The organism is Mesorhizobium sp. WSM4898 (assembly GCF_029625845.1).
In the GTDB taxonomy this organism is placed as follows: domain Bacteria; phylum Pseudomonadota; class Alphaproteobacteria; order Rhizobiales; family Rhizobiaceae; genus Mesorhizobium.
The window spans coordinates 1,368,367-1,383,879 of record NZ_JARTVQ010000001.1 but is presented as its reverse complement, the minus strand read 5'-3'; the positions used below and the strand labels follow the sequence as shown (position 1 = coordinate 1,383,879).

The window sequence follows — 15,513 nt, the reverse complement described above, 5'->3', positions numbered from 1 at the left end:
CGGCTAGCTGACAGCTGCGGAGGGCTTTCTTATGGCGCGCGACACAACCGATATCCAGCCCATCGAAGGCATCGACGAACTCGTCGGCTATCTGGCGGCGGGCAACAAGCCGCGCGACAAATGGCGGATCGGCACCGAGCACGAGAAGTTCCCCTTCTATGTCGATGGCAACGCGCCGGTGCCCTATGGCGGCGAGCGTGGCATCCGCGCCATCCTGGAAGGCATGCAGGAAAAGCTCGGCTGGGATCCAATCATGGATGCCGGCCGCATCATCGGCCTGGTCGAGCCGACCGGCCAGGGCGCGATCTCGCTGGAGCCGGGCGGGCAGTTCGAGCTCTCCGGCGCGCCGCTGGAGACGATCCACCAGACCTGCCGCGAGGGCAACGCGCATCTGGCGCAAGTGCGCGAGATCGCCGAGCCGCTCGGCATCCGCTTCCTCGGCCTCGGCGGCAGCCCAAAATGGTCGCTTGCCGAAACGCCGAAAATGCCGAAGTCGCGCTACGAGATCATGACTCGCTACATGCCGAAGGTCGGCTCCAAGGGCCTCGACATGATGTATCGCACCTGCACGATCCAGGTGAATCTCGACTTCGAAAGCGAATTCGACATGCGCCGCAAGATGCAGGTGTCGCTGAAGCTGCAGCCGCTGTCGACGGCGCTGTTCGCCAATTCGCCCTTCACCGAAAGCCGGCCGAACGGGCTGCAGAGCTGGCGCGGCGACATTTGGCGCGACACCGACAACCAGCGCTCCGGCATGCTCGAATTCTGCTTCGCGCCGGATTTCGGGTTTGCCGACTATGTCGAATGGGCGCTCGACGTGCCGATGTATTTCGTCATCCGCGACGGGCAGTATCACGACATGACGCGCTACACCTTCCGCCAGTTCATGGCGGGTGCCGCGTGCACGCAAGTGCCCGACGGCCTGCCGACAATGGGCGACTGGGCGAACCACCTCTCCACCCTCTTCCCCGATGTGCGGCTGAAGCGCTTCCTCGAGATGCGGGGCGCCGACGGCGGACCGTGGCGGCGCATCTGCGCGCTGCCGGCTTTCTGGGTCGGCCTGCTCTATGACGAGCAGGCACTCGACGCCGCGGAGACGCTGACCTCGAACTGGACCTACGAAGAAGCGCTGGCGATGCGCAACGCCGTGCCGGAGCACGGCATTTCGGCGCCATTCCGCAACGCCACCTTGCGCGAGGTTGCCCGCGACGTGCTGGCCATCGCCCGCACGGGTCTGAAGAACCGCGCCAAGAAGAACCGCGACGGCTATGACGAGACCTCGTTCCTCAACACGCTCGACGAGGTCGTGGCGCGCGGCACCACCAGCGCCGAGGAGATGCTTTCGGCATATCACACGCGCTGGGGCGGCTCGATCGAGCCGGTGTTCATGGAATATGCCTACTGACCGTTCGCCGGCCACCTGAGCCGTGGCTCGGCAAAAGCTGCTTCATTCGGTGATGGAAACGAACTAGGCTCCCCCGTGAGGATATTGCGGAGGAGATCTCATGCCTTCCCTGTTCGATATTTTTTTGCAAGCCCAGAACGGCGCCGGCATGCAGGCGCTGGCCCAGCAGTTTGGCCTTTCGATGCAGCAGGCGCAGGCCGCGGTGCAGGCGCTGCTGCCGGCCTTCTCACAGGGGCTTCAGCGCAACACCGCCGATCCCTATGGAATGGGTGCTTTCATGACGGCGATGGCGAGCGGCCAGCACGCCAAGTATTTCGAGGACGCGACCCGGGCCTTCACGCCGCAAGGCATCGATGAAGGCAACGGCATTCTCGGCCATCTGTTCGGCTCGAAGGACCTGTCACGCGCTGTCGCGGCCCAGGCCGCGCAGGCGACCGGCCTTAGCCAGCAGGTGCTGCAGCAGATGCTGCCGGCGATGGCGTCGATGATGATGGGCGGATTGTTCAAGCAGACCAACAGCCAGATGCAGGCCGCCGGCGGCTTCGGTGGCGGCGGCAATCCTTTCGGCGAGATCATCGAGGAGATGATGCGGCAGGCGGGAGGCGGCGCACAGGCCCCGCAGCCGGCGCCAAGTCCCTATGGCGACAATCCGCTCGGCAAGGTGCTGCAAGACATGTTCGGCGGCGGCGCCCAACAGCCGCAAAGCCAACCGCAGCAGGCGCCTAACCCTTACGGCGACAATCCGCTGGGCAAGATGTTCGAGGAAATGCTGCGGCAAGGCGGCGGTTTCGGCACGCCAGACGGACAGCAGGCGCCGCAGCAATCCCAGCCGCAGCCGCAAACCAATCCGAGCGGCCGGCCGAGAAATCCATTCGACGACATCTTCGGCAGGATGTTCGAGACCGGCGCGCAGCAGCGCGAGGAATATCAGAAGGGCATGGAGACGATCTTCGACCAGTTCAAGCGCGGGATGGACCGACGGTAGGGCGCTCAACTCAAAAGAAAAATGCCCGGTCCTGGAGGGGAACCGGGCAATGTGCAGGCAGGCCGGCGGGGAACCGGCAGGGAGTGTGGGAGCCTGCATGAAACTTGGTCGCGCCGAGCCCTCGAAAGGTTCAGCGCGAGCGCAAACGCAGCCGGCGAAGCCGCTCAGGCGACCTTGCGGGCGAGGTCCTCGATCATATCGACGCGCTCTTCTGCGATTGCGCGCAGCTTCACCGTCGGATCGCGGCCGAAAGGCACGCTGACGGCGACGTGGAGGTCGGCGCGGGTCAGGCCGATGTCGGCAAGCTCGGCATCCGACATCTCGCCAAGGCGATAAAAGGCGCGGCGGTTTTTCCAGGCGCGGAAGGCATCGGCGACCGCATTGAGCACGCGGGTCGCAACGGCCGGACGCGTGGTGATGCGCGGGGTCTCGGAGGCGAATTCGATCGTGGTCATGTCAGTCTCTCCTTCGGAGTCGTGCAGACGAAACCATGCAATCGGCGCCTGGGAGGAGCGCCGTTGCGGTCTCGATACAGTTAACGTGACGCATGTCGTTGCCCCCCAACACGGGGGCCACTTTTGGGCGACATGCTGTGCCTTCATGTGGACGATGGCAATTTGCCACGCCGCGATTGATTAATCCAACGAATGTTTCTAATCTTTAGCATCAACACGAATGATGGATTGGACCGATGAAAGCGCCGCTCGATCTCGATCAGTTGCAGACCTTCATCTCGATTGCCGACACCGGCAGCTTCACGCGGGCTGCCGAGGAGGTGCACCGGACACAGTCTGCGGTGTCGATGCAGATGCGCCGTCTTGAGGAGCGGATCGGCAAGCCGCTGTTCGAAAAGGATGGTCGCACCAACAAGCTGACCGAGGAAGGCGACAGGCTGCTTTCCTATGCAAGGCGGCTGATCTACCTCAACCGCGAGACTTTGGCGGCCTTCGACGACCAGCGGCTCGAAGGCACGATACGGATCGGCACACCGGATGACTATGCGGACCGCTTCCTGCCCGAGATCATGGCGCGCTTCTCGCGCTCCAACCCGCGTGTGGAACTCACCGTCATCTGCGAGCCGACGCCGGGCCTTGTCGAGCACATCAAGCGCGGCAATCTCGACCTCGCGCTGGTGACGCACAACGACACGCGCGGCCAGTCGGAGGTGGTGCGGCGCGAGCCGCTTCTATGGGTCACCTCGGCCAATCATGCCACGCATGAGCAGGAAATCCTGCCGATGGCGTTCGGCCGGCCGAACTGCATCTGGCGGCGCGCGGCGGTCGACGTGCTCGACCGGCAGAACCGCGAATACCGCGTGCTCTTCTCCAGCTTCTCGGCGACCGTGATCACCGCCGCCGTGCTTTCCGGCCTCGCCATCTCGGTGCTGCCGGAATGCGCGCTCAGGCCCGGCATGCGCGTGCTCGGCGAGGCCGACGGGTTCGACGCGCTGCCGGATTGCCGCATCGGCATCATGCGCGGCCAGACCTCGCAGCCGGAGATCGTCGATGCTCTGGCCCGCCATATCGCGGAAAGCCTGGACAATATTTCCGTGCCGGTCAGCGAAGAGACGGGAAGCTTCGACTTCGCGGCACTCGCCTTCGCCAAGATGAAGCGGACCAAGGCAAACCAGATCCTGCCTGGATGGTAGGGGTTCAGGCGCGAGCGGCGGCGGGCTGAATCTCGTCCGGCGAAGCTAGACCAGAAAGGCCGAGCAGTTGGACCGGCTCAAGCGGCGGCGACAAGAAATAGCCCTGGAGTTGCCGGCAGCCCATTGCGACCAGCAGCATCTTCTGCGCCTCGGTCTCCACGCCCTCGGCGGTGACGTCGACCCCGAGCGCCATGGCAAGATCGATCAGGGCCTTGACGATCGCGGCCGAGTTGCCGTCGCCATCGAGAAGCCGCACGAAGGAGCGGTCTATCTTGAGCTTATCGATGGCGTGGCGACGCAAGTAGCTGAGCGATGAATAGCCGGTCCCGAAATCGTCCAGAACGATGCCGACGCCCAACTGCCGCAAGGTGGTCAGAGCCGCCCTCGAAGCATCGCTGTTGTCCAGAAGCACGCTTTCGGTGATCTCGAACTGCAGGCGCTGCGGCGCCAGCCCGGTGTCGGCAAGGATCGACGCGACCTGTTCGGGAAAGCCGGCGTCGCGCAACTGCAGCGGTGATACGTTGACGGCGAGCCACGGCAGGTCGGTTCGCACGGCGAAACGGCAGGCCTCCTGCAGCACCCACGCGCCGAGTTGGCCGATCATGCCGCGCTCTTCGGCGATGGCAATGAATTGCGCCGCCGGCAATGCGCCATGCACGTCATGCCCCCAGCGGATCAGCGCCTCCGCGCCGAGGATCGTCTTGCCGTTCGCCGCGAACACCGGCTGGTAGGCGAGCCTGATGCTGGTCCCGCCGTCGAGAGCCTTGCGAAGCTCGGTCTCGACTGTGCGCTTGCGCAAGAGCAGGTCGTCCATGTCGCCGGCGAAGACCTGGTGCCGGCCCCGGCCGTTCTTCTTGGCTTCGTAAAGCGCGATGTCGGCCTTGCGCAGCAGATCGTCGGCATCCGTTTCGCCGCCGTCCGATAGCGCGATGCCGATCGAGGCGCTGACGAAGACCTGATCTTCCATGAGCTTGAACGGCTCCTGCAACTTCTGCAGCAGCCGCTCGGCGATATCCTCGGCGGCACGGATATCGCGGATGTCGACGAGGATCAGCGCGAACTCGTCGCCGCCCAGCCGCGCCACGGTGTCCACCTCGCGAACGGTGTGCTGGAGCCTGGCCGCTGTCTGACGCACAAGCTCATCGCCCGCCGGATGGCCGAGCGTGTCATTGATGTGCTTGAAGCGGTCGAGATCGAGATAAAGCAGCGCCACCCTTCCCATCTCGTGAACCGCCATATCCTGGCTGGCCCTGAGCAGGGCCCGACGCAAGCGGTCCTCGAACAAAGCCCGGTTGGGCAGGCCGGTGAGCGTGTCGTGGAATGCGAGATATTGCGCCTCGTCCTGGCTTGTCTGCAGCGCGGACGAGGCGCGGCGGAGCCTGCTCAGCAGAAACGCCAGAACGCCGGCCGCGACAAGCAGCGCCAAGACCAGCGCCGGGGCCATCTTGCGCACCAGCGTGAGACCTGGCCGTTCCTGGTCCCAGCCGACATAACCGAGGATGATACCGCGGGAATCGACCAGAGGCACCGCAGCGGCTCCGACCGATTGCGACAGCGGCACGAGACGCGCGCCGTCGAGCAGATATTTTTTGGCGATCTTGCCGATGACCGCGTCGTTGATGAACTCCACCGAAACGTGCAGATATTCGGTGCCGGGCGCCTGCGTGACCCGGTCCGTACTCGGCACCAGCGCCATGACGCTCAGGATCGCCGGTTTTCCCTGGAGCGACACAAGGTCCTCCGCGACCATCTTGGCCGGCTGGCCGGAAGCGTCCGCCTTCTGTGGCTCAGCCAGCATGCGGCGCAGCTTCTCGATGGATGGCTGCAAGGCAGGCTCGTCATCGCCATAGACGGACGCATCGACCACCTTACCTTCCTGCATGGCATGGACCGGACGATTGGCGGCATCGAGAATGTAGACCCGGTTGTGACCGTAATAGGTATACATCCAGACGCTGAGGTTCTCCTCGATCCAGGTCCAATTGCCGGCCCTGACATTGGCGACCGCGTCGTCCCAGACCGCAACGCTTTCCTGCTCACGCTGAACAGACGCAATCTGGTCCTTCAAACCCTCGTCGATGAATATCTTCTGCCGTTCGAGCGAGGCGTTGTCAGCCTGAGCCGCCGCGTAGATGCCGAAGCCGACGACCATGGCCAGCGCGAAGACCGCCAACGTCAGCACGGTCAGCGTCACCTGATGCGTCAAAGGTCTGGTGTTGGCGGTTGCGCTCATGTGTTTCCGGCTGGCTCTTGCTACCGCCAGTCAAAGCAAATCGGGCTTAAGATCGCGTTATAATATTAGCGAGATTTCAGCTCTGCCTTGACGCCGCCCGATAAGCGTTCCCCAATCAGAGCATGAGCGAAGCAGCAACCGAATCACGCAGCAATGCCACCGAATATACGGTGAGCGAGATTTCCGGCGCGTTGAAGCGCACGGTCGAGGATGCTTTCGGCAATGTGCGGGTGCGCGGCGAGATTTCCGGCTACCGCGGCCCGCATTCCTCCGGACACGCCTATTTCGCGCTGAAGGACGACCGTGCGCGGATCGAGGCCGTGGTCTGGAAGACCACCATGGCGCGGCTGAAATTCCGCCCCGAGGAAGGGATGGAAGTGATCGCCAGCGGCAGGCTGACGACCTATCCCGGAAAATCCAACTACCAGATCGTCATCGACAATCTGGAGCCGGCCGGCGCCGGCGCGCTGATGGCGCTGCTGGAAGAGCGCAAGCGGCGGCTGCAGGCCGAAGGCCTGTTCGATGCCGGCCGCAAGCGGCGGTTACCATTCATGCCGCGCGTCATCGGCGTCATCACCTCGCCCACGGGCTCGGTGATCCGCGACATCATCCATCGCATCAAGGACCGTTTTCCGCTCACTGTGCTGGTGTGGCCGGTCCGGGTCCAGGGCGACACGACCGCAAAGGAAGTGACCGCAGCCGTCAACGGCTTCAACGCACTGACCTGGGACGGCGCAATCCGCCAGCCCGATCTCCTGATCGTGGCGCGCGGCGGCGGCAGCCTCGAGGACCTTTGGGGTTTCAACGACGAAGGGCTGGCGCGCGCCGTCGCCGCCTCGCGCATCCCGATCATCTCGGCCGTCGGACACGAGACCGATTGGACGTTGGTCGACTTCGTCGCCGACATGCGGGCGCCGACGCCGACGGGCGCCGCCGAGATGGCAGTGCCGGTCAAGGCGGAGCTCGAAGCGACACTGGCAAATCTCGGCGCGCGGCTTAGTGCCTGCACCTCGCGGCACCTGGATCGCAAGCGCCAGGCGGTGCGCGCCGCGGCGCGGGCGCTCCCCTCACCCGACCAGCTGCTGGCGTTGCCGCGCAGGCGCTTCGACGAGGCAACGAGCCGGCTCGGCCGCGGGCTGACGGTGAGCATCGAACGCAAGCGCGCAAGGCTGGAGCGGCAGCGGCTGACGCCGGCCACCTTGTCGCGCCGCCTCAATGAGACGCGCAGGCTGACAGGCAGGGACATCGCCCGCGCGCGGGCCGCGTTCTTCGCAATCGTGCGGCAAGGCCGGGCGCGCTTTCAGCGCAACTCGGCAAGGCTGTCGCCGGCGCCGATCGTCAGGCGCCAGAAGCTGCAGGCCGACACGCTCGCCGGACTGACCCGCCGCCAGGAGCAGGCGATGGCGCGGCGGCTGGACCGCCTGCGTGCCGCTCTTACCCAGGCCGACCGGCTGCTCACCACGCTGTCGCACAAGGCCGTGCTGGCGCGCGGCTTCGCGCTGGTCAAGGACGCCGATGGGACCGTCGTCAAGCGCGTCGCGGAGCTGGCGCCGGGTGCGGCGCTGCAGCTGGAGTTCGCCGACGGCAATGCAGAGGCCATCGCCACCAGCGGCGGCGCGCGGCCGAAGTTGGCCGCCAAGCCCTCGGGCAAGGCCAAGGAGCCGGGCAACCAGGGCTCGTTGTTCTGAAATGAGCAGGAGCGACCCGCATCTGCGCACGCCGTCGGGCAAGCCGCGCCTGCGCTCGTTCAACATCGCACTGGACGGCACGCCCGGCCGCTTCAACGCCATCACCGACGTGCCGGGCGCCGCGGTCGGCTATACGACGCTGATTGCTGGCGGGGGCCCGCTGCAAGTCGGGATAGGACCCGTGCGCACCGGCGTGACTGCGATCCTGCCGAGACCTGTCGGCGAACTGGCGACGCCGGTGTTTGCCGGCGTGTTCAGCCAGAACGGCAATGGCGAGCTGACCGGCACGCATATCATCGAGGAGACCGGCGCCTTCAACCTGCCGGTTACCATCACCAACACCCATTCCTGCGGCCTTACCCGCGACGGAACGCTGCGCTGGATGAGCCGGGTGCTGCCGGCGGCGCTCGACAGCGCCTGGGGCCTGCCGGTGGCGGCGGAGACCTATGACGGCTTCCTCAACGACATCAACGGCCACCATGTGAGCTTCGAGCATGTCGCCTCGGCGCTCGACGGCGCGACGGACGGCGCGATCGAGGAAGGAAGCGTCGGCGGCGGCACCGGCATGATCTCGTTCGGCTTCAAGGCCGGGTCAGGCACCGCCTCGCGCATCGTCGAATGGCAAGACAGAAGCTACACGCTCGGCGTGTTCGTGCAGGCGAATTTCGGCAAGCGGCGCAACTTCACCATTCGCGGCCGGCACGTCGGGCCGGAACTCACCGAGCCGGCGATCCGCGAAGGCACGCCGCGCGCCGAAAAGGGCTCGATCATCGCCGTCGTCGCTACGGATGCGCCATTCCTGCCGCACCAGATGAAGCGCCTCGCCAGGCGCGTGCCGCTCGGCATCGCCCTGGCCGGCGGCTACGGCTACCATAGCTCGGGCGATATCTTTCTTGCCTTTTCGACCGCCAATCGCGAGGCCGCGCTGGCGGCTTCAGGCCGCGTCGCCCGCGCGGAGTTCATTCCCGATGTCGATATCGACCCGTTCTTCGATGCTGTGGTGCAAGGGGTGGAGGAGGCGATCCTCAACGCGCTCGTCGCCAATGAGGACATGACCGGGCGCGACGGCAATTTCGTGCCGGCGCTGCCAAAGGCGTGGCTGAAGGACAATTTCGGCTAAGCCGGACGCCCGGCTGAGGTCAGACAAACCGCGCGCACGGTATCTTATTCGGACGGCTTGTCCGACGTCGTCTGTTGCTCGCTCTCCTCGGCGACTTCCTCAAGGCGCGAAGCGATCAGTTCCTGGATGTCGCCGACCTCTTCCTGGATGTCTTCCAGAAGGATGCCTTCCTCGGCGGCCTTGGCGCAGCACTCCTTGGCGAGAGTTTCGGCCTGCTCGTCGATCTTCACCGGCGAATGCTGCCATTGGACCTTTTCGCCAATCCATCCGCGCAAGAACTCGATCGCATGTTCACTCATACTGCTTTTCCCTAGCGGCAATGCCGATTGGTAGTCATGAACGCTCGCGTCCCGCCACGGGACGCAGGCCCATTCGAGCCGAGTCGGCCCCTGCCGGCAAGACGTCTTGCCAATGGGACAAGATGCCTTGCCCATGGGACAAGATGTCTTGCCCAGGGTCCGCGGAGCCGAAGGACTGGAAAGGTTCGAGGGACACGTTCAGATTGTTGAGGATAATGCTTAGGCCAGGACCGTCAAAGATCCGCTCTGTTGTTTTTACTTGCTTTCTTCCGGTTTTTCAGACCGATTTCCGTCACAACACCACGCATTTACGGCGATCTCGCAGGCGCAGCCAAGGTGCGAGAAACCGAAAGCCGCCGCTATATAGTGATCTCCCCATACAATGTCGACTCTGATCGTCGTGCCTGCTTCTTTCCGCCGCGTCAGGCAGGTGGCGGACAGCCTTCGGGGAAAGGTCTCGGCACCCCTGCTGCGCATCTGGGCATGACGCTGCGCCATACTTGGCAGGTGGCGATGACCATCGCCTCGACTTTCGTTGCCGCGACGCTGCAGCTTCTCATTCCACATTCGTTGCGGCGCGCCATCGACCAGGCGCAGGGCGTGATGGTTGCGGGCGGCGGGACGGCTGCCGAACAGGCGCTTCGGAACACGGCCCTGACACTGCTTGCAGTCAGTGTCGTGCAGGTCTTTTCACGATGGCGCAGAACGAGGCCGTCGGCCATCAGACCGGCTATGAGAGGCGCCTGGCCTTCTGCGAGGTGCGCGGGCTGCTCAGCCTGAGCTGCCCTTCGTCGCCCGGCGATGCTTCGTCACCCAATAGAGGATTGGGACGCGGCGGCCGGAAAAGCGACGTGACCGCCAGGAATCGATGGTACCGTTGGCTGGGCTCGAACCAGCGACCCCCAGATCCACAATCTGGTGCTCTAACCAACTGAGCTACAACGGCACATCCGCCTGAGCGCAATCCGAGGAGAAAATCATTCCCCGTGTCCGCTCCGTCGTCGGCGATGCGTCCAATACGGATTATCGGAGTCTAATTCAAGGCCTTTGATGAGGCAAAGATCCGATGAACGAACCCGCGCAGTCCTGATTGGGCAAAGAAAAGGCCGGCGGGAGGAGGTGCCGGCCTTTTCCTGTTACGAGCCAGCGGGAGGAGGAGCTGGCTGGTCACCCCGGAGAGCAAAGGGAGGAGGTTTCACACTCCGGGTATTCATCTCATCAATTCATCGCACATCCATTTGTCTGACGAAATGCGACGTTTTGATGCATCGTTGAGTTGCGCCTGAAATCAGGCCGCCTTGATGTCCTTGAACGCCTTCTCGAAAGCGGTCTTCACCGGCTTCGAGACGTCCTCGACAGCCTTGGAGGCGACGGCCTGAAAGTCCTTGGCCTGCTCGACGGCCATCTCAGCGCGCTTGCGCAGGAAGGCAGTCTGCAGCTCGACGACTTCCGACAGCGTCTTGGCGCCGACCAGGGCTTCAAGGTGCGAGAAGCTGGCCTCGGCATTGGCGCGAAGGATGGCAATGGTCTTCAGCGAGACATCGCCGGAAACGGTCTTGGCGGTCTCGTAGGTCGACTCCAGAACCTTCTGGGTCTCCTCGGCGCCGTTCTTCAGTTTGGTGTAGGCCTCTTTCGACTGCTCGACGCCCTTCTCGGCGAAGGCGCGGATCTGGTCGGTGGCTTTGGAAGCGTCAAAGCTCGGGAATTCAACGTTCTCGATGGTCTCGGTCTTGGCAGTCTTGGACATTTTCCAACCTTTCAAGGGCAGCGGCTTTGACGGAAAGCCGTCTCGTTCATGTATGATGGCAATATAAAGGCAAGTTTTGTGCATTGCAATATCTTTGTTGCACTGCACCATAAAAAATCGCCCCGCCATTAACCAAGAGCCCAGAGATTTCGGCCGATACACGGCATGGCTTGTGGACCTTGGTCCCGTACGCTTTTATTAACAAAGCGTTAACTCAAAAAGCCCGCCTGGAAGGTCTGCCAGCGCATGCCGCCTGAAAACTACTCCTTCCTCGACGTCGCCGTGCTCGACGCGGTGCGCCAGCGCTTCGCCGCCGGCGACGCGCTTGCCATACTGTCGGCCGATCTCGAGCAGGTGATCTGGGCCAACGGGCCAGGTGCCGCGGTATTCGGCTATCCGGAAATCGAAGCAATCATCGGCGCTTCCGCGCGGCTGCCGCTAATTGCCAGGCGGCAGATCATGGCGACCAGCGGCTTTCCGGATATCGGCAGCGACCGCGCCGTCACCGTGCGGCTGGCGACCGGCATGGTCAGCCGCGCCGTCGGCTTGCTCGCCAGCGCGGTAACGATGCCGGACGGCGAAAAGGCGATCATGCTGGCGATGCCCGCGGCGCAGACCGGCTCGCGCGGCGCCGCCGAAATAGCCAGCCGCGCCATTGGCGGCTTCACCGAGGCCGGACATTTCATCGCCTTCGTCGATGCCCAAGGCCATGTCGAGGCGGCTTCGGAGGGATTTGCCGCGCTCGGCATCAGGCCGGAGACGCTCGCTGCCCTGGTCGCGGACGTGGCAAGTGCTGGAGACCGCATCGTCAAGCGGCTTGTTCCCGGCGCAAGCACCTCGTACCCGGCCGGGCTTGCGCGCTTGACCGACGCGCGCCATCTCCTGGTGGTGATCGACGAAGACCAGCTCGACGGCGAGCGGAACGACCAGCCCGACGCCGGTAAGTCGGCAGCACCGGAAGGCGCGCCCACCGTCTCCGAAGACAAAAACACCACAGTCATCGCCGAGCCGAGCCGAGAGAACAATACCCAGTCTCCGGCCGCGGCAAAGGGCGAAAAGGCAGACGCGGTCCCGCCGGCGGCCACGGATGACGCCCAGCCAACGCAAGGGACCGCGGCCACGGCCGACCACGCGCCGGATGCTGCGCTGGCAGGCGGTGCCGGCCCGGCGCAGCATGACCATTGGTATTTCAATGCCGGCGGCGACGACGTGAAGAGGCCGGAGAGGCCGCCACAGATCGGACCGGCGGAGGTCGCGGCCCCAAGCCGGCAGCACACCGCCGGAACGGCGGCGGCCGAGCCGAGCGCGGCGCGCAACATCGACCGTTCGGCGCCGCCGCTGCGTTTCGTCTGGCGGACCGACGCCGAAGGTAAGTTCAGCGCGCTGTCGCCGGAATTCGCCGATATCGTCGGCAAACCCGCCGCCGATGTGATCGGTCGCCGCTTCAGGGATGTCGCGACGACTTTCGGCCTCGACGCATCGGGCGAGATCGCCACTCTGCTCGAGCGGCGCGATACCTGGTCGGGACGCTCGGTGCTGTGGCCGCTGGCGGGCACGGACCTGAAGATCCCCGTCGATCTTGCGGCGCTGCCGGTCTATGGCCGCAGCCGCGCCTTCGAAGGCTTCCGCGGCTTCGGCGTCGCGCGCAGCGCCGACGCCGTTGTCGACCCGGAAGCGCTCGGCATGGCGCTGGTGCCCAATGGCGCCGCTCCGACAGAACCCGAACCTGCCGCCGGGCAACCCGCGGCCGAGCCGGCGAAACCTGCCGACCCGTTCCTGGGCGAAGTGCCGGCGCTGACCATCGTGCCCAAGCCGGAGCGCCGCTATGCCGACAAGGTGATCCGGCTGGCCGAGCACAGGCAGCCGGCCAACGACAAGCAGCCGGGAAATGACAGGCCGGCGAGTGAGAAAGGGCTGTCGATCCTCGAGCGCAGCGCCTTTCGCGAGATCGGCGAGCGGCTGCGGAAGGACAGTTCGGGACCGGCCGAGCCGCCAAGCGGCGCAACCGCGGGTGCTCAAAAGCAATCAGATGCGGCTGCAACCGCCGACAAGGCTGCTCCCACGGCCGAACAACCGTTGGCCGGTGAGAGGAAGACCGACCACTCCGATCTGAACGCGACTGACGCGACCTCGCCTGAGCCGGCCATACCGGAAGGCAACGAGGCCATTGGTACGGCCGAAGCGGAGACCGAGGCGGAAGATCAGAAGGATCTGGCTCGGCTCGACGGCCTCGATGTTCCCGAGACAGCCGCTGGGAAAGACGAAACGCCCGCCGCCTCCGGGTCGCTGCTCAACTATGCCGGGCGCGAGAAACCCGCCGATGAAGCGGAGGAAGCGGCGGGTTCCGACACCCGCCAAACCGCAGCGGCGGACAGGGCAGCCGAATCGACGGCCGAGCGGCCGGCAGCCGAAGCCCCTGCCCCAGAGGCAGGCGCTGGCGACGACGACGGTATGACCGCCGACGATTTTCGCGACGCGGAAGACAGCGAGGACTGGGCCGGTTCCGACCGGGACGGCGCCCTGCCTGCGCCTGAACAGCCTGGCGAAGCAAAAGCGCGGCCACCGAAAAGGCCGCGCCTCACGGTGCCGCCGCTCAAGCTCGAGGGCTTCGTGCCCTCGGCTTTCTCCACCGGGGAAGGCGACAGGGCTCCCGACACGTCCATCCTCGCCAGGCTGCCTGTGCCGCTGCTCATCCATTCCGGCGACGTGCTGCATTATGCCAATGAGGCGTTCCTCGAACTCACCGGATACGACGCGCTGGAAGACCTTGCCGATGCCGGCGGGCTCGGCGCGCTGTTCGCCGACCATTACGCCGATGATGGCGAGACTGACGAAAGCGACCGTTCGCTGAAGCTCACAACCCGCCAGGGCCAGGAATTCCCGATCGATGCGCTCCTGCGCTCGGTGCCGTGGCGCGGCGGCAAGGCGCTGATGCTGGTGGTGCGCCGCTCGGGCGAGGACGAGGCGCCCTCCTCGCATCTCAGCGCGGCCAATGACGAGCCGAACCAGCAGCCGGACGTGTCCGAACTGAAGTCGCGCATCGCCGAAATGCGCACCATCATCGACACCGCCACCGACGGCGTGGTGCTGATCGGCCGCGACGGCAACATCCGCTCGATCAGCCGCCCGGCTGAAGCCCTGTTCGGCTTCGACAGCGACGAGATCGCCGGCAAGCCCTTTGCCTCGCTGTTCGCCATCGAGAGCCAGCGCGCGGCGCGCGACTATCTCGTCGGCCTCTCCGAACCTGGCGTGGCGAGCTTGCTGAACGACGGGCGCGAGGTGATCGGCCGCGAGGCGCAAGGGCGCTTCATCCCGCTGTTCATGACCATCGGCAGACTGCCCAACGACAGCGGCTTCTGCGCCGTCGTACGCGATATCACGCAGTGGAAGCGGGCCGAGGAAGACCTCACCCAGGCGCGCGCCGTGGCCGAGCGTGCCTCCTCGCAGAAGACGGATTTCCTCGCCCGCATCAGCCATGAGATCCGCACGCCGCTCAACGCCATCATCGGCTTTTCCGAACTGATGGTGGACGAGAAGTTCGGCCCGGTGGCCAACGACCGCTATCGCGACTATCTGCGTGACATCAACCGTTCGGGCAACCACGTGCTCGACCTCGTCAACGACCTGCTCGACATCTCCAAGATCGAGGCCGGCCAGCAGGAGATGGCCTATGAGGCGGTGTCGCTCAACGACACGCTGGCCGAAACGGTGGCGATGATGCAGCCGCAGGCCAACCGCGAGCGCGTCATCATCCGCTCGAGCTTCGCCTCGCGGCTGCCGGAAGTGGTGGCGGATTTGAGGAGTGTGCGCCAGATTGCGCTGAACATACTTTCCAACGCCATCCGCTATACCCAGGCCGGCGGCCAGGTGATTGTGTCCACCGCCTACGAGACCTCCGGCGACGTCGTCATGCGCGTGCGCGATACCGGCATCGGCATGACGCCGGCCGAGATCGAGCAGGCACTGAAGCCGTTCAAGCAGATCAATGCGCTCAAACGCGGCCGCGGCGACGGCACCGGCCTCGGGCTGCCTCTGACCAAGGCGATGGTGGAGGCCAACCGTGCCCGCTTCACTATCACATCGACACCTGGCGAAGGCACGCTGGTCGAGGTCGTCTTCCCATCGACGCGCGTGCTGGCCGAATAACGATCCGCAAGACCGAGCTTCGGCCAAAGAAAAAGGCGTCCTGGAGGACGCCTTGGAAAATGGGATGCTGTCACAACGGGGCTTGAGCTGAACCTCAGGGGACGAGGAACGGGATTTCTCCCTCAAGTTACACGCGACTATCGGCGCCGTCCCTTAACAAGTCCTTACCGGGAGCCAAAAAAATTTACGAATGTGTACCACTCGTGAAATCTAGGTAAATTGGACCGACACTATTTCTTAAC

At 64.8% G+C, this 15,513-nt stretch carries 10 protein-coding genes, 1 tRNA gene and 1 pseudogene; 7 read left to right on the top strand and 5 right to left on the bottom strand.

Features of this window, described 5'->3' with window-relative positions:
- Positions 1-31: 31 nt before the first annotated feature.
- On the top strand, positions 32-1,405 hold the full coding sequence (locus P9228_RS06875) for a glutamate--cysteine ligase (protein WP_278052805.1): 1,374 nt from the start codon (positions 32-34) through the stop codon (positions 1,403-1,405).
- Positions 1,406-1,505: 100 nt separating this feature from the next.
- Entirely contained in the window at positions 1,506-2,390 is an 885-nt protein-coding gene (locus P9228_RS06870) for a DUF937 domain-containing protein (protein ID WP_278052804.1), read from the top strand.
- Between the two features lie 164 nt (positions 2,391-2,554).
- Here P9228_RS06870 and P9228_RS06865 read toward each other — a convergent pair whose 3' ends face one another.
- The gene (locus P9228_RS06865; protein WP_095801090.1) at positions 2,555-2,845 is read right to left on the bottom strand and encodes a DUF1127 domain-containing protein; all 291 of its coding nucleotides are present in this window, start codon (positions 2,843-2,845) and stop codon (positions 2,555-2,557) included.
- 236 nt (positions 2,846-3,081) lie between these two features.
- Between P9228_RS06865 and P9228_RS06860 the strand changes: the two genes are divergently transcribed.
- Positions 3,082-4,038: a LysR substrate-binding domain-containing protein gene (locus tag P9228_RS06860; protein ID WP_066989268.1), complete on the top strand. Its 957-nt coding sequence runs from the start codon at positions 3,082-3,084 to the stop codon at positions 4,036-4,038.
- 4 nt (positions 4,039-4,042) lie between these two features.
- Here P9228_RS06860 and P9228_RS06855 read toward each other — a convergent pair whose 3' ends face one another.
- A complete protein-coding gene (locus P9228_RS06855; protein ID WP_278052803.1) occupies positions 4,043-6,271 on the bottom strand; it encodes an EAL domain-containing protein in 2,229 nt (742 codons plus the stop codon).
- A 122-nt stretch (positions 6,272-6,393) separates the two neighbouring features.
- On the opposite strand from P9228_RS06855, the gene xseA reads away from it, so the two are divergent.
- Positions 6,394-7,959 (top strand): exodeoxyribonuclease VII large subunit, encoded by a 1,566-nt coding sequence (xseA, locus tag P9228_RS06850; RefSeq protein ID WP_278052802.1) that lies wholly within the window; start codon positions 6,394-6,396, stop codon positions 7,957-7,959.
- A gap of 1 nt (position 7,960) precedes the next feature.
- Positions 7,961-9,079 (top strand): P1 family peptidase, encoded by a 1,119-nt coding sequence (locus P9228_RS06845; protein ID WP_278052801.1) that lies wholly within the window; start codon positions 7,961-7,963, stop codon positions 9,077-9,079.
- Positions 9,080-9,123: 44 nt separating this feature from the next.
- On the opposite strand, the gene P9228_RS06840 is transcribed toward P9228_RS06845, so the two are convergent.
- Complete coding sequence (locus P9228_RS06840) at positions 9,124-9,378, bottom strand: hypothetical protein (RefSeq protein ID WP_278052800.1); 255 nt, start codon at positions 9,376-9,378, stop codon at positions 9,124-9,126.
- A 483-nt stretch (positions 9,379-9,861) separates the two neighbouring features.
- Here P9228_RS06840 and P9228_RS06835 point away from each other — a divergent pair.
- A pseudogene (locus tag P9228_RS06835) lies at positions 9,862-10,136 on the top strand (ABC transporter ATP-binding protein); the annotation flags it as partial.
- Between the two features lie 111 nt (positions 10,137-10,247).
- On the opposite strand, the gene P9228_RS06830 reads toward P9228_RS06835, so the two are convergent.
- Both P9228_RS06830 and P9228_RS06825 read right to left on the bottom strand, forming a co-directional pair.
- Positions 10,248-10,324: transfer RNA gene (locus P9228_RS06830), tRNA-His, on the bottom strand.
- Between the two features lie 342 nt (positions 10,325-10,666).
- Entirely contained in the window at positions 10,667-11,125 is a 459-nt protein-coding gene (locus P9228_RS06825) for a phasin (protein ID WP_066989279.1), read from the bottom strand.
- Positions 11,126-11,371: 246 nt separating this feature from the next.
- Between P9228_RS06825 and P9228_RS06820 the strand changes: the two genes are divergently transcribed.
- Positions 11,372-15,271 (top strand): PAS domain S-box protein, encoded by a 3,900-nt coding sequence (locus tag P9228_RS06820; RefSeq protein ID WP_278052799.1) that lies wholly within the window; start codon positions 11,372-11,374, stop codon positions 15,269-15,271.
- The last annotated feature ends 242 nt before the right edge of the window (positions 15,272-15,513 follow it).

What these genes read in the sequence shown, in the direction of transcription:
- P9228_RS06875 (WP_278052805.1), top strand. Translation starts at nt 32, where the DNA reads ATGGCGCGCGACACAACCGATATCCAGCCCATCGAAGGCATCGACGAA.
- P9228_RS06870 (WP_278052804.1), top strand. Translation starts at nt 1,506, where the DNA reads ATGCCTTCCCTGTTCGATATTTTTTTGCAAGCCCAGAACGGCGCCGGC.
- P9228_RS06865 (WP_095801090.1), bottom strand. Translation starts at nt 2,845, where the DNA reads ATGACCACGATCGAATTCGCCTCCGAGACCCCGCGCATCACCACGCGT.
- P9228_RS06860 (WP_066989268.1), top strand. Translation starts at nt 3,082, where the DNA reads ATGAAAGCGCCGCTCGATCTCGATCAGTTGCAGACCTTCATCTCGATT.
- P9228_RS06855 (WP_278052803.1), bottom strand. Translation starts at nt 6,271, where the DNA reads ATGAGCGCAACCGCCAACACCAGACCTTTGACGCATCAGGTGACGCTG.
- xseA (WP_278052802.1), top strand. Translation starts at nt 6,394, where the DNA reads ATGAGCGAAGCAGCAACCGAATCACGCAGCAATGCCACCGAATATACG.
- P9228_RS06845 (WP_278052801.1), top strand. Translation starts at nt 7,961, where the DNA reads ATGAGCAGGAGCGACCCGCATCTGCGCACGCCGTCGGGCAAGCCGCGC.
- P9228_RS06840 (WP_278052800.1), bottom strand. Translation starts at nt 9,378, where the DNA reads ATGAGTGAACATGCGATCGAGTTCTTGCGCGGATGGATTGGCGAAAAG.
- P9228_RS06825 (WP_066989279.1), bottom strand. Translation starts at nt 11,125, where the DNA reads ATGTCCAAGACTGCCAAGACCGAGACCATCGAGAACGTTGAATTCCCG.
- P9228_RS06820 (WP_278052799.1), top strand. Translation starts at nt 11,372, where the DNA reads ATGCCGCCTGAAAACTACTCCTTCCTCGACGTCGCCGTGCTCGACGCG.